The following is a 14,401-nucleotide window of genomic DNA, read 5'->3' as shown; positions in this document are numbered from 1 at the left end:
GACCATGGCCAAGCAGCATCAGCAGCAGCAAGGACTCTGGGACCTCTCTCACATCCAGCCGCGGCAGGAGATCGTGGTGCAGGGCGACACCGTTCCCGCGGTCTTCTGGAACGCCGAGCGCGCGCGTGGCGACCAGGTCTGGATGCGGCAGAAGGAGTTCGGCATCTGGCGCAGCTGGAGCTGGCGGCAGACCGCCGAGGCGGTGCGCGAGATCGCCGGCGGGCTGATGGCGATCGGCTTCGCGCCCGGCGAGTGCGCATCGATCCTGGCCAACACCGTCGTCGAATGGGTGCTGTGCGACCTGGCGGTGCTCAGCTGCGCCGGCGTGGCCAACGGCATCTATCCGACCGACGCGGCCTCGCAGGTGAAGTACCTGTGCGAGGACTCGCGCACCACCGTGCTCTTCGTCGAGGACGACGAGCAGCTGGACAAGGCGCTCGAAGTGCGCGCCGGGCTGCCGCTCCTGCGCCGCGTGATCGTGTTCGACATGGAAGGCTTGCGCGAGCTTCATGATCCGGGCGTGATGAGCCTCGATGCGCTGCGCGCCCTGGGCCGCGACTATCTCCAGAGCCACCCGCAGGAACTCGAACAGCGCATCGCCGCCTGCCGCCCCGAAGACCTGGCGATCCTGGTCTACACCTCGGGCACCACCGGCAAGCCCAAGGGCGCGATGCACAGCCATCGCGGGCTGGTCCACACCATGCGCGGCTACAACATGCTGGTTGCGCAGGACGAGCACGACGAGCGCATGTGCTTCCTGCCGCTGTGCCACATCGCCGAGCGCATGGGTGGCGAGTACTTCGCGATGTACACCGGCGCCATCCTCAACTTCGTCGAGAACCCGGAGACCGTGCCGGAGAACGTGCGCGAGATTGCGCCCACCGTGTTCACCGCCGTGCCGCGCGTGTGGGAGAAGTTCTATTCGGGCGTGATGATCGCGCTGAAGGAAGCGAGCAGCCTGCAGCAGGCGGCCTACCGCTGGAGCATCGGCGTGGGCGGCGCCATCGCCGAGCGCGTGCTCGCGGGGCAGCCGGTGGGCGGCCTGCTGCGCTTCAAGTTCCGCCTCGCGCGCTGGCTCGCGCTCGACAACGCGCGCAAGCTGATCGGCATCCACCGCGCGCGCTTCCTGGTCACCGGCGCGGCGCCGATCTCGCCCGAGCTGGTCAAGTGGTACCTGGCGCTCGGTGTGCCGATGCTCGAGGTCTGGGGCATGACCGAGTCCTGTGGCGCTTCCACCGGCGTGCCGGCCGCGCGCATCAAGCCGGGTTCCATCGGCCCGGCCGCGGGCTACAACGAGGTACGGCTCGATCCGGCCACCGGCGAGATCCTGGTGCGCGGCACCAACGTCTTCATGGGCTACCTCAACCTGCCCGAGAAGACGGCGGAGACCATCGACGCCGACGGCTGGCTGCACACCGGCGACGTCGGCACCGTCGACGAGGACGGGTATTTCCGCATTACCGACCGCATGAAGGACATCATCATCACGGCAGGCGGCAAGAACATCACGCCGAGCGAGCTGGAGAACGAGCTCAAGTTCAGCCCCTACATCACCGATGCCGTGGTGATCGGCGATGCCAGGCCCTATCTGACGGTGATCGTCATGATCGACCAGGAGAACGTCGAGAAATTCGCGCAGGACCACGACGTGCCTTTCAGCAACTACGAGAGCCTCACGCGCGCACAGGAAGTGCAGGACCTGATCCAGGGCGAGATCGACCGCGTCAACGCCAAGTTCGCGCGGGTGGAGCAGATCAAGAAGTTCTTTTTGCTCGAAACGCAGCTCAGCGCCGAGGACGAAGAGCTCACGCCGACGATGAAGCTCAAGCGGAAGCTGGTGCAGACCAAATACTCCCCCCGCATCGAGGCCATGTACCGATAGCCGACTCGTTCAGTTCGTCAACCAAGGAGATTCCTGTATGAAGATCAAGACACTGTTTCCCCTGGCCGCAGTCGCCGGTCTCGCGCTGGGCTCCGGCCTGGCCGGCGCGCAATCGCAGGGCGTCACCAAGGACGAGATCCGCATCGGCACCATCCAGGATCTCTCGGGCCCGATCGCGGGCTTCGGCAAACAGTCGCGCAACGGCATGCAGCTGCGCGTGGACGAGCTCAACGAGCAGGGCAACGTGCATGGCCGCAAGCTCAAGCTCTTCGTCGAGGACTCGGGCTACGACCCCAAGAAGGCGGTGCTGGCGGCGCAGAAGCTGGTCAACCAGGACAAGATCTTCATCATGGCCGGCCACATCGGCACCGCGCAGAACATGGCGGCGATGCCGGTGCAGTTCGACAAGAACGTGATCAACTTCATGCCGATCACAGCGGCGCGCGAAATGTACGAGCCCTTCCACCGGCTCAAGTACTCGTTCGCCGCCACCTACTACGACCAGATCCGCAACGCGCTGCCCAAGATGATCAAGGAGAAGGGCGCCAAGAAGGTCTGCACCATCTACCAGGACGACGAGTTCGGGCTCGAAGTGCAGCGCGGCGCCGAAGCCGGCCTCAAGACCGCCGGCATGGAGCTGACCGAGAAGACTTCATTCAAGCGCGGCGCGACCGACTTCTCCTCGCAGGTCGCGAAGATGAAGGCGGCCAACTGCGATCTCGTGGTGATGGGCACCATCATCCGCGAAACCATCGGCACCATCGGCGAGGCGCGCAAGACCGGCTTCAACCCGACCTTCCTGGGCTCCAGCGCGGCCTACACCGACCTGATCCACAAGCTCGGCGGCAAGGCGATGGACGGCCTCTACGCGACCATGACCGCGCAAAATCCCTACACGGACGAGCAGTCGCAACCGATCCGCTTCTGGGCCAACAAGTACAAGACCAAGTTCAACGAGGACCCGACCGTGTTCTCGGTCTACGGCTACACCATCATCGACCAGTTCATCAGGGCCGCGCAGAAAGCCGGCCCCAACCTCACGACCGACAGCTTCATCAAGGCGATGGACAGCATGACCTTCGAGCCCGACATGTTCGGCGGCCCCAAGAGCAGCTACACCGCCACCAAGCGCCTGGGCAACGACCAGTCGCGCCTGTCGCAGATCGTGGACGGCAAGTGGAAGGTGGTGTCGGACTACGTGGCGCCCTGAGGCGTCGCCGGCTCAGCGGCAGATCGTGGTGGTACCCACCGGCCGGCAGGTCTTTCCATCGGGGGTCTGGTAGCGGTCCAGCTGGCCGGAGCGGTTGTAATGGTTGCCCTGCGTGTCCTGGCAGCCCGCCGCATCGCAGTTGCGGATGCGCGGGCGCATGTCGCGACGCGGCATGGGCTGGCGATAGGTGCCGGGGTAGGGATATCCATCGTCGATCGCCACGGGATCGCTGCCGCGCTCGCTCCAGCGCGAATCGCCGGGCCGCTCGTTGCTGCTGGCGCCGCGAGAGTCGATGATGGCCGGGCCTGCCGGCGCCTGAGACGGGTTCGGGGCCGCTGCCATCGGGCCGCGCTCCTCACGCTGACGTTCGGCTCCGTCTCGCAGCGCAGGCGGGGGTTCCGACACGCGTCCCACCGGCCTGGCGCCCGGCGGGCATGTGCCGTCGGTATAGCTCACGTTGCCGGCCGCGTCTGCACAGCGGATCACCTCCGCGCTGGAGAGGGGAGCGAGCGTGCTCAGGATGGCAAGAAAGAGGAGCTGGCGCATGAGGCACTCATTGTGCGCCTGCTCCCCGTCCCGCACGTGCCAACGCCAGCGCCAGCCTGGCCCCCACCTCGGCGTTGTGTTTGACGAGCGCGATGTTGGTCGCCAGGCTGCGTCCGCCCGTCAGCGCCTTGATGCGAGCCAGCAGGAAGGGTGTCACCGCCTTGCCGGTGATGCCTTGCGCCTTGGCCTCGGCGAGCGCCTGCCGGGTCAGCGCGTCGATCTCCTCGCACGGCATCGCGGCCGCTTCCGGCACCGGCGTGCTCAACACCACGCCGCCCGCGAGGCCCAGGTCCCACTTGGTGCGGATGAAGCGTGCCTGCGCCGCGGCGTCGTCCAGCCTGAAGTCCGCGAGAAAGCCGCTGTCGCGCGTGTAGAACGCGGCGAAGTTGTCCTGCTCGCAACTGAGCACCGGCACGCCGTGCGTTTCCAGGTATTCCAGCGTGAGCCCGATGTCCAGGATCGACTTCGCACCGGCGCACACCACGGCCACCGAGGTCTTCGCCAGTTCCTGCAGGTCGGCCGAGATGTCGAAGCTCTCCGGCGCACCGCGGTGCACGCCGCCGATGCCGCCGGTGACGAAGACCTCGATGCCGGCCAGCGCCGCGCAGATCATCGTGCCGGCCACCGTCGTGGCGCCGAGTTCGCCGCTCGCGAGCACGGCCGGCAGGTCGCGGCGGCTGACCTTGTACGCATCGCCCGAGCGGGCCAGCAGTTCGAGCTCGTCGTCCGCGAGGCCGACGCGGATCCGCCCGCCGATCAGCGCGATGGTCGCGGGCTCGGCGCCCAGGCTGCGGATCAAGGCCTCCACTTCGCGTGCCGTGCGAACGTTCTCCGGATAGGGCATGCCGTGGGCAATGATGGTCGACTCCAGCGCCACCAGCGGGCGGCCGGCGGCCTGCGCAGCGGCCACGGGTGCGCTGCGGGTCAACCAGGAGTGGGCAAGTTCGGTCACCATGTCGATGCTTCCGGCAGTGTGGTTCACGCGGCGGTTCAGCGCAAATGGCGCTGCAGCCGCTGACTATCCTCGGCGAGCTGCTGGCGCATGACGGACAGGAATTCCCTGGCCGTGGCCGACAGCACCTTGCCCGCAGGCAGGGCCAGCAGGCAGGCGAACGAGACGTCGATCGACAGCTTGCGCACGACCAGCCCACGCTCGGCGTAGTCGAGTGCGGTGATCGGATTGACCAGGCCGACGCCCAGGCCGCGCAGCGCCATCTCGCAGACGCTGGCCGCATAAGGCGTCTGCGCGGCCACGCGCAGCGCGATGCCCTGCTGCGCCATGGCGGTCTCGAGCCGGCGATGCGCCGGGTCCTCGGGGTTCAAGGCCAGGAAGGGAAGCTCCGCGAGCTGCTGGGGCTTGACGGTCTTGAAGCGAGCCAGCGCGTGGCCCTCTCGCATCACGATCACGCCGGGCATGCGCGCAAAGGTCGAATGCTCGATGCCCTCCAGCGACAGCTCGTCGGCCATGAGCCCGAAATCCGAAATGCCCATGGCCACGCGGTCGCGCACGTCCTTCGAGCTCAGCACCTGCAGCGACACCTGCGGCCATGCGCCGTCCCCGCGTTGCGCCTTCAGCCGCGCCAGCGCGCGCGGCATGAAGCCGAGCCCGAAGGCCGGATAGCAGCTGAGTTCCAGCTGGTTGACGCCGAAGTCGCGCAGGCTGCGCAGCCGGTGCTCGATGGCGTCCATGCCGATGAACACGCGCTCCACCTCGGTCCAGAGCGCGCGGGCCTCCGGTGTCGGCACCAGCCGCCCGCCGGTGCGCTGGAACAGCACCATGCCCGCCTGCGCCTCGAGCCGCTTGAGCGACTGGCTGACGGCGGGCTGCGTCACATGCAGCTGAGCCGCCGCCTTGCGCGTGGTGCTGCTGCGCATCAGGGCCCGGAAGGTCTCGATCTCGGTGAATCGCATTGATAAGTTTGGTTATCGGATGAATAGATCGATCGACTTTATTTTATTTATCTGCGCCTAGCATTCGGGCATCGATTTCAGCGACAAGACAGAAGCCAAAGAGATGACCCACCCGGTTTGCGCCCTGGCCCAGCCGATCCGGCCGATCAGGAATCCGCTGCTGCGCGGCCTGCAATGCCTGCGCTGCGACGCCGAGTATCCGATCCGCCTTGCGCACGAGGGCTGCCCAGCCTGCCGCGCGGAGGGCGTGCATGTCGGCCTGCGCGCGAGCTACCGGGCCGACGCGACGTCAGCGCCTCTCATGCCGTATGCACGGGGCTTCAGCCTGGGCGAGGGCGGCACGCCGCTGTACGCGATGCCCGATCTCGCACGTCGCTTCGGCGTCGCGCGCCTCAGCTTCAAGGACGAGTCCTGCAATCCGACCGGCTCGCACAAGGACCGGATGACCGCGATTGGCGTCACGCAGGCGCTGGACTTCGGCGCTCACACGCTGGTGCTCGCCTCCTCGGGCAACGCCGCGGTGTCGGCCGCGCATTACGCGCAGGCGGCGGGCCTGGCCTGCGAGGTCGCGACCTACGACGGCATGCCAGCCGCCTACGCGCGCGCACTCGACGCCGCGGGCGCCAGGCGTTTCGCCTTCGCCGACAACGCCGGCCGCTGGGCCTTCGTGCGCGAGCGTGCGCCGCTCGCGGGCTATTTCGCGCTCACCAACTACAGCCTGCCGGCGCTCGGCAGCGCGCCGCTGGCCATCGAAGGCTACAAGCCCATCGCCGACGAATGCCTGGAGCAGGGCGGCCTGCCCGACCATGTGCTGGTGCCGACGGCGCGCGGCGATCTGGCGTGGGGCCTCTTTGCCGGCTTTCGCGATCTGCTGGCCGCCGGCCGCATCGCGAAGCTGCCGCGCATCTGGGCGGTCGAGCCTTTCGCGCGGCTCTCGCGCGTGCTCGAAGGCGGCGCGCTGGATGCCGACTACCCCGGCCGCACCGCGCAGTTCTCCACGGCCGGCGCTACCGTCACGTATCTTCAATGGCAGGCGGTCGCCGCCACCGGCGGCGCCGCCGTGGTCGTGGGCGACGACCAGGCGCGTGCGGCCCGGCGCCTGCTCGCGCAGGCGGGCGTCAGCGCGGAGCTCTGCGCCGCGGGCGGCCTGGCTGCGCTTTCGCAATTGCGCGAACGCAGCGCGATCGCGGCGGACGAACACGTGCTGCTGATGCTCACCGCGGACGCCTCGTGCGATCCGAGCTGGCCCGATCCTGTTTGAGTTTCAAGGAGCTTCCCATGTCGCCGATGCATCGCCGCACCTTCCTGAGCGCAGCCGCGCTGATGGCCGCCGGGCCGAAGGCCTGGGCCGCCTTTCCCGACAAGCCGATCAAGCTGATCGTGCCTTGGGCTCCCGGCGGCAGCACCGATGCCATCGCGCGCGCCATGGCGCAAGGCATGAGCAGCGCGATGGGCATCTCGGTCGTCGTGGACAACCGGCCCGGCGCCGCGGGCCAGATCGGCACCGAAGCCGCCGCCCGGGCCGCGCCGGACGGCTACACGATCGCCATCGTGGAACTCCCGCATGCCATCGCGCCGGCGGTGATGACCCGCCTGCCCTACGACCTGCTGCGCGACTTCACGCCGATGACGATGATCGGCACCTCGCCGTTGGTTTTCTTCGGCGGCACCGGTGCCGACAGCAAGGATTTCAGGAGCTTCATGAAGGCGGCTGCGGCCGCTGCTGCGTCGCCGCCCGCCATCGCGCACAGCGGCGCCGGCACCGTCAGCCACCTGGCCGCGGAGCTGCTGGCGACCCGCAGCCGGATCAGGTTCAACATGGTGCCGTACCGAGGTTCGGCGCCTGCGCTCAACGACGTGGCGGCGGGCATGGTGGCGGGCCACCTCGCCACGCTGGCAAGCGGCTCCAGCCTGCTCGCGGCCGGCAAGATCCGCGCGCTGGCCGTGGCCAGCCCGCAGCGTGTGGACCTGCCGGCGCTGCGGGGCGTGCCCACGCTGTCGGAGGCCGGCATCAAGGGCGTCGAGATCGACCAGTGGTGGGCCATGGTGGCGCCGGCCACCACGCCGCTCGAGGTGACCGAACACCTGCGCAAGGAGGCCGCGGCAGCCCTGGCTCAGCCGGCCGTCAAGGAGCGGCTGTCGGCCCTGGCCGTGGAACTGAAAGCGTCCAGCAGCGGCGAGTTGCGCGCCTTCATGCGCGCGGAAGCCGAACGCTGGCAGAAGGTGGCGAAGGAAATCGGCTTGCAGCCGCAATAGCGGCGGCGCGATCCTCAGGAGGGCGGGCGACCACGGTCGCGTTCTTTCGCGGCCTCCATGGCCGCGGACATCGACGACACCACGGCAGCCCACTCCTCGCCCGTCAGCAACAGCGCCGTTTGGGAATGGAGCAGCGTGTCTTCTCGGTCCAGATGGGCATGCATCAGCTGGCGGTGCTCTTGCAACAGGGCTTCGACGGTCCCGGCGTTGCCCATTTCCCCCGATTCGGCAGGCTTCAACATGGCCTTTGCCCGTGAGAGCAGGCCGTCACAGTGCTTGCTTTCCAGTTCGAGCTCATCGAGCAGTTGGTCGGCCTCTGCCGACCTGCCGCGCAGTATCTCGAGCAGGACGACGCCCTTCGGGCGATGCGTCGTTTCGTCGAATGCCTGAAGGCGTTCGATGAGTTCGACGAGCGACGCCGCCTGCGGCCCCGGTCGTGTCCAATCCCCTGTTTTCAGCGTGCCGTCGACAAGCGCCAACAGCTCACGAATGCGAGTGTGCTCGGCACGCAAGATGATCCACGCGCATTCGGCCGCCAGCATGTTCTTGTCCCCTTTGTGCCAGCTTACTCCTGTGCGTTTGCCTTGAAGGTCTGGCCGCGTGGGCATTGGGGTTTCAAGCAATTGAAGCACCGGCCATAGGGCCTCACACCCGCTCGCCGCTTCGCCGTTAGACTCCACGCCGTGTGCGCCACTCGCGCATCACCCCCTGATCGCAGGAGGCAATTGCCATATGGCAAGGTCCCGGTCCCGGCCACTGTTGATGCGCGCGTTGCGCGCCGACACCCACCGGCGCGAGCCCTTCGAGCGCCTGGTCTACAGCGGGCTGCGCCTGAATGAACTGCACCGCGAGAGTGAGCTGCACGAATTCCTGATCGACGAGGCGATCGAACTCAGCGGCGCGCAGCGCGTGCTGCTGGTGCTCGACAGCGACGACGGCCCGCGCATCGTCGCCTCGATGCTGCCGCAGGGCGAAGACGCCGCCGGCCTGCTCAGCGCCATTGGACCCTGGCTCGCCGAAACCCGCCGCACCCGCGCCGTGAGCCTGCGGCACGGGCCCGATGGTGCCGAACCCGCCGCCCAGCGCTCGTGCCTCATCGCTCCGCTGATCGCGGGGCGCGAGCTGATCGGCTACCTTTACGCCGACATCGAAGGCGCGGCCGGTCGCTTCCATGGCGCGGACCGCGACCTGCTGGCCATGCTTGCGAGCCAGGCCTCCATGGCCCTGGCCAATATCCGCTTCCGTGAGGGCCTGGAGCGCAAGGTGGCTGAGCGCATGGCCGAGCTCGCGCAACGCGCCGGGGAGCTCACACTCATCAACAGCATCCAGCAAGGCGTGGCCGCCAGGCTGGAGTTTCAGGCCATCATCAACCTGGTGGGCGACAAGCTGCGGGAAGTGTTTGCCACCGGCGACCTGAACATCGTGTGGTGGGACGACAAGACCAACCTGATCCAGGCGCTGTATCGCTACGAACACAACGTGCCGTTGCCGCTCCCGCCGGCGCGGCCGTTGAAGCCCGGCGAGGCGGCAGAACGAATCCTCCGCGAACGCCGGACCGGCGTGGCGAACACGCGCGAGGAACAGACCCGGATCGGCATGAGCCCGGCACCGGGAACCGATTGGGCGCACTCGATCGTCGCGGTCCCCATCATCGGCAGCGATCGCGCTCTGGGCGCCATCGTGCTGCAGAACCACGAGCGCGAATACGCCTTCGGGAGCAACGAGGTCCGGCTGCTCGAAACGGTGGCGGCGAGCATGGGCCTGGCGCTGGAGAACGCCCGCCTGTTCGACGAGACGCAGCGCCGCGCCCGCGAATTAAAGGAGGCGCTGGCGCACCAGACCGCGACCGCCGAGGTGCTGCAGGTCATCGGCAGCTCGGTGGCCGACACCGGGCCCGTGTTCGACAAGATCCTCGAGTGCTGCGACCGTTTGTTCGACGCCGGTTCCTTCGCCTTGTTGATGGTCGACGCTCAGGGCCAGCTCGCGCTGACGCGTTGGCGGATGACGGCGGCCGGCCGCGCCGCGATCGGCGAGGCACGCGCTGCCGAGCTCGAGCCATTGATGCAGTCGAACTACCCGATGCCGCTGGCCGATACGTCTGCCGAACCCGCGTTCCGCACCGGAGACCTGGTGGAGTTTGCCGACGTGCTGAACGACGTCGGGGCGCCACTGGTGTTGCGCCGCAACGCCGAGCATCTGGGAAGAAGCTTCGCGAACCTGGCCGCTCCGCTGATGTGGGAGGGCCGCGGCATCGGCATCCTCAGCATGCAGCGCGGCGAGGTGGGTCCGTTCAGGCCCAGTGAGCGCGCTCTGCTCAAGACCTTCGCCGACCAGGCGGTGATCGCAATCCGGAACGCGCGGCTGTTCAACGAGACCCAGGAGGCGCTGCACAAGGTCGAGGAACGCACCGCCGAGCTGACAGAGTCCCTCGAGTACCAGACCGCGATCAGCGAGGTGCTGCGCGTCATCAGCGAATCGCCGACCGATGTGGCGCCCGTGTTCGAGGCGATCCTGGATTGCGCGACGCGGCTGCTCGGCAGCCCGACTTCCGCGATCTTGAGCTTCGACGGGCGCCTGGTTCATCTGGCAGCCACCCGGAACTGGGCTGCACCGGCGCTGGAGGCGGCACGCACGCTGTACCCGGCGCCTCCCGATTCGCACCTGATGAGCGGTCGCGCCATCATCGAGCGAAGGGCCCTGAGCAACGAGGATGCGGGGTCGGACCCGAACTACGACCGCACGATGGCGAAGACCGGGAACTGGCGCCGGATGATCGCTGCACCGATGCTCAAGGATGGCGCGCCGATCGGCGTGATCGTCACCGCGTGGCTGGAACCCGGCAAGACGCCGCGACGGCAGCTCGACCTGCTCAAGATGTTTGCCGACCAGGCCGTGATCGCGATCGAGAACGTGCGGCTGATCAATGAGACCCGGGAGGCGCTGGAGCGCCAGACCGCAACGTCCGAGGTGCTGAAGGTCATCAGCGGCTCGCCGACCGACGTGCAGCCGGTGCTCGACACGGTGGCCGAGCGCGCCGGCCTGCTGTGCCGGGCCGACGGCAGCCGGGTGTGGCTGGCCGTCGGAGAGCACCTGCGCGCGATGACGAGCTACGGGCCGGCGTACGGCGACTACTCGCTGGGCGCGGAACTGCCGCTGCGCACCAGCTCGATCGGCGGCCGTGCGTTCCTGGAGCGCCGCTGCGTGCATGTCGAAGACGTCGTTCCCCTGCTCGACACCGAATATCCGGACGTGCGCGAGCTCCAGGCGCGCAACGGCTTTCGCACGGTGCTGGCCGTGCCGATGCTTCGCGATGGCGAATCGATCGGCGTGATCGCACTGCTGCGCAACCAGGTACGGCCTTTTGCGCCGGCGGAGATCGCCCTGGTGCAGACCTTCGCCGACCAGGCGGTGATCGCCATCGAGAACGTGCGTCTGTTCAACGAAACCAGGCAGGCACTGGAGCGGCAGACGGCAAGCGCCGAAGTCCTGCAGGTCATCAGCGGCTCGGTGGCCGACACCGCGCCGGTGTTCGACAAGATCCTGGAGAGCTGCGCTCGCCTGTTCCGCAGCTCCGAGCTCGGCATCGTGATCATCGACGAGGAGCAGCAGCTGTTGCGCTCCGCGGCCTACCGCGGCGAGTCGGCGCCGGCGGTGGCGCGCATCTTTCCGCTCCCGCTGCGCGAGGAGCCGGTCCACCAGGCGATCCGCGAAAACCGCGTGCTGCGCTACGCCGACGTGATGAACGGGGCCGACACACCCAAGAGCGTGCGCAACGCCGCGGTGATGCTCGGGACCGGCAACTACTCGCAGGTCTTCGCGCCGATGCAGTGGGAAGGGCGGGGCATCGGCATGCTGTACGTGACCCGCAACCCGCCCGTGCCCTTCAGCGAGCAGGAGGCCGGGCTGCTGAAGACCTTCGCCGACCAGGCCGTGATCGCGATCCAGAACGCGCGACTGTTCAATGAGACCAAGGAGGCACTGGAGCAGCAGACCTCCACGGCGGCGATCCTGCGCGTGATGAGCAGTTCGCCCACCGATGCGCAGCCCGTGTTCGAAGCGATCGCGGAGCGCGCCAGGGCGTTGTGCGGCGCGACCATCGGCACGGCCACGCGTTTCGACGGCCAACTGCTGCACATGGTGGGCTACCACGGCACGACACCGGAAGCGGAGGCGTCCATGCGCGCCTCATTTCCGATGAAGCTCGGGCGCGGCTCCAGCAACGCCCGCGCCATCATGGAACGCGCGCCAGTGCAGATTCCCGATGTGCACGCGGACGCTGATTACGAACTGAATGAACAGGCCAGGCAAGCGGGCTTTCGCAGTGTGCTGTCGGTGCCCCTGCTGCGCGAGGGCCGCCCCATCGGCACGGTCGGCGTTGCGCGTGAGCAGCCCGGTACCTTCCCCGCCAAGTCTGTCGCCCTGCTGCAGACCTTCGCCAGTCAGGCCGTGATCGCGATCGAGAACGCGCGCCTGTTCCGTGAGACCCAGGAAGCGCTGGAACGGCAGACGGCGACAGCGGAAATCCTGAAGGTCATTGCAAGTTCGCCCGCCGACGTGCAACCTGTCTTCAGCGCCATCGTTCAAAGCGCGCGGCAGTTGGTTGGCGGGTTCTCCGCGACATTGCTGCGGCTCATCGACGATTCGATCCATCTGGCCGCATACACGCCCACCAGCGAGGAGGGCGACCAGGCGCTGAAGAACTACTTTCCCGCCCCGGTGGCCTCGGACTATATCTACCAGCCCCTGGTGACGGGCAAGCCGCTTGTCATGGAAGACATCGAGGCGAATGCGGAGGTCTCGGATGCATTGCGAGCGCTGGCGCGCCGCAGGGGATGGCGCGGCCAGGCCGGCGTCCCGCTGGTGCACGAGGGCGTTCCCATCGGCATGATCAGCGTGACCCGCAGCGCGGCCGGGCCGTTCTCCAGCCACCAGGTGGAGCTTCTCAAGACCTTCGCCGACCAGGCCGTGATTGCCATACAGAACGCCCGAATGTTCAATCAGACGCAGGAGGCGCGTGCCGCGGCCGAGGCCGCCAACGACGCGAAAAGTTCGTTCCTGGCGACCATGAGCCACGAGATTCGCACGCCGATGAACGCGGTGATCGGCATGAGCGGCTTGCTGCTCGACACGAAGCTCGACACCGAGCAGCAGGACTACGTCGCGACCATCCGCGATTCGGGCGATGCGTTGCTGACCATCATCAACGACATCCTCGACTACTCGAAGATCGAGGCCGGGCGCATGGACATCGAATCGCACCCGTTCGACCTGCGCGACTGCGTGGAGGCGGCGCTCGACCTCGTCAGCACGCGCGCGACCGAGAAGCAGCTCGACATTGCCTATGTGTTCGAGGGTGACGTGCCCGCGGCCGTGAGCGGCGACCTCGCGCGGCTGCGGCAGATCCTGCTGAACCTGTTGAGCAATGCGGTGAAGTTCACCGAGGCCGGCGAGGTGGTGTTGACGGTGAGTTCGGAGGCTGCCTCCGCCGGCAAGGTCGCGCTGACCTTCGCCGTGCGCGACACCGGCATCGGCCTGTCGCCGCAAGGCATGAGCCGGCTGTTCCAGTCGTTCACGCAGGCCGACTCGAGCACCACGCGCAAGTACGGCGGCACCGGCCTGGGCCTGGCGATCAGCATGCGGCTGGCCGAACTGATGGGCGGACGCATGTGGGTGGAAAGCGAGGGTGTGGGCAAAGGCTCGACCTTCCTCTTCACCATCGAGGCGCCGACCGCGAACCTGCCGCCGAGCCGGCGCCGCGACCATGTCGGCGTGCAGGCGGGACTGCAGGGAAAGCGCGTGCTGATCGTCGACGACAACGCGACGAACCGGCGCGTGCTCTCGCTGCAGACCGGCAAGTGGGGCATGAGTTCGCGCGACACGGAATCGCCGCTCGAAGCCTTGCGCTGGCTCGAACAGGGCGAGCGCTTCGATCTCGCGATCCTCGACATGCACATGCCCGAGATGGACGGCATCGACCTCGCGCGACGCATCCGGGCGAGCCACGCCGTGCTGCCGCTCGTGCTGTTCAGCTCGCTGGGGCGGCACGAGACGCATGCCACCGAATCGTTCTTCAATGCGTACCTGGCCAAGCCGATCCGCCAGTCGCACCTGTTCGACACGTTGATGGGCCTGCTCGCGCACGACACGCCTGCGAAACCTGCAGCCGCCGATGCGGCCAAGCCGCAGATCGACCCGACGATGGCAGCACGCCACCCGCTGCGCATCCTGCTCGCCGAAGACAACGCGGTGAACCAGAAGCTCGCCATGCGCCTGCTGCAGCAGATGGGCTACCGGGCCGACCTCGCCTCCAACGGCATCGAGGCGGTGGAATCGGTGCAGCGCCAGGCCTACGATGTGGTGCTCATGGATGTGCAGATGCCCGAACTCGACGGACTGGACGCGACGCGGCAGATCTGCAAGCTGCTGGAGGCGCCGCAACGGCCGCGCATCGTGGCGATGACGGCCAACGCCATGCAGGGCGACCGTGAGATGTGCATGGCCGCAGGCATGGACGACTACCTGACCAAGCCGATCCGCGTCGATCGGCTGGTCGAAGCGCTGAACAGCGTGCTCGCACGAAAGGACCGATGAAAGGA

The 14,401-nt window shown here is 67.7% G+C and carries 9 protein-coding genes; 5 read left to right on the top strand and 4 right to left on the bottom strand.

The genetic code is table 11. From position 1 onward, the window contains the following. The first annotated feature begins 4 nt into the window (after positions 1–4). Positions 5–1,882 carry an AMP-dependent synthetase/ligase gene (locus ACSQ9A_RS25485; protein WP_436305713.1) on the top strand — a complete coding sequence of 626 codons (1,878 nt, stop codon included), beginning with the start codon at positions 5–7 and terminating at the stop codon, positions 1,880–1,882. 37 nt (positions 1,883–1,919) lie between these two features. After that, the gene (locus ACSQ9A_RS25480) at positions 1,920–3,092 is read left to right on the top strand and encodes an ABC transporter substrate-binding protein (RefSeq protein ID WP_436294043.1); all 1,173 of its coding nucleotides are present in this window, start codon (positions 1,920–1,922) and stop codon (positions 3,090–3,092) included. Between the two features lie 12 nt (positions 3,093–3,104). Here the strand turns inward: ACSQ9A_RS25480 and ACSQ9A_RS25475 are convergent, their stop codons facing one another. The 3 genes from ACSQ9A_RS25475 to ACSQ9A_RS25465 are packed head-to-tail and all read right to left on the bottom strand — an operon-like array spanning position 3,105 to position 5,549. Further along, positions 3,105–3,638, bottom strand: a complete 534-nt coding sequence (locus ACSQ9A_RS25475; protein ID WP_436305712.1) for a DUF4124 domain-containing protein — start codon at positions 3,636–3,638, stop codon at positions 3,105–3,107. A gap of 7 nt (positions 3,639–3,645) precedes the next feature. Then, a complete protein-coding gene (locus ACSQ9A_RS25470) occupies positions 3,646–4,593 on the bottom strand; it encodes a pseudouridine-5'-phosphate glycosidase (RefSeq protein ID WP_436305711.1) in 948 nt (315 codons plus the stop codon). A gap of 35 nt (positions 4,594–4,628) precedes the next feature. Further along, on the bottom strand, positions 4,629–5,549 hold the full coding sequence (locus tag ACSQ9A_RS25465) for a LysR substrate-binding domain-containing protein (protein ID WP_436294045.1): 921 nt from the start codon (positions 5,547–5,549) through the stop codon (positions 4,629–4,631). Positions 5,550–5,652: 103 nt separating this feature from the next. Here ACSQ9A_RS25465 and ACSQ9A_RS25460 point away from each other — a divergent pair, with 103 nt between their 5' ends. Further along, a complete protein-coding gene (locus ACSQ9A_RS25460) occupies positions 5,653–6,810 on the top strand; it encodes a pyridoxal-phosphate dependent enzyme (RefSeq protein ID WP_436305710.1) in 1,158 nt (385 codons plus the stop codon). A 17-nt stretch (positions 6,811–6,827) separates the two neighbouring features. Next, a complete protein-coding gene (locus tag ACSQ9A_RS25455; protein WP_436305709.1) occupies positions 6,828–7,805 on the top strand; it encodes a Bug family tripartite tricarboxylate transporter substrate binding protein in 978 nt (325 codons plus the stop codon). A 14-nt stretch (positions 7,806–7,819) separates the two neighbouring features. Here the strand turns inward: ACSQ9A_RS25455 and ACSQ9A_RS25450 are convergent, their stop codons facing one another. After that, positions 7,820–8,347: a hemerythrin domain-containing protein gene (locus tag ACSQ9A_RS25450; protein ID WP_436305708.1), complete on the bottom strand. Its 528-nt coding sequence runs from the start codon at positions 8,345–8,347 to the stop codon at positions 7,820–7,822. Positions 8,348–8,567: 220 nt separating this feature from the next. Here ACSQ9A_RS25450 and ACSQ9A_RS25445 point away from each other — a divergent pair, with 220 nt between their 5' ends. Further along, positions 8,568–14,396, top strand: coding sequence for a GAF domain-containing protein (locus ACSQ9A_RS25445; RefSeq protein WP_436305707.1), 5,829 nt, complete (start codon positions 8,568–8,570; stop codon positions 14,394–14,396). The last annotated feature ends 5 nt before the right edge of the window (positions 14,397–14,401 follow it).

This window comes from Variovorax sp. LjRoot290, assembly GCF_964253985.1.
In the GTDB taxonomy this organism is placed as follows: domain Bacteria; phylum Pseudomonadota; class Gammaproteobacteria; order Burkholderiales; family Burkholderiaceae_C; genus Variovorax.
The sequence above is the reverse complement of the archived record's forward strand: the minus strand, read 5'-3'. Positions and strand labels throughout refer to the sequence as shown.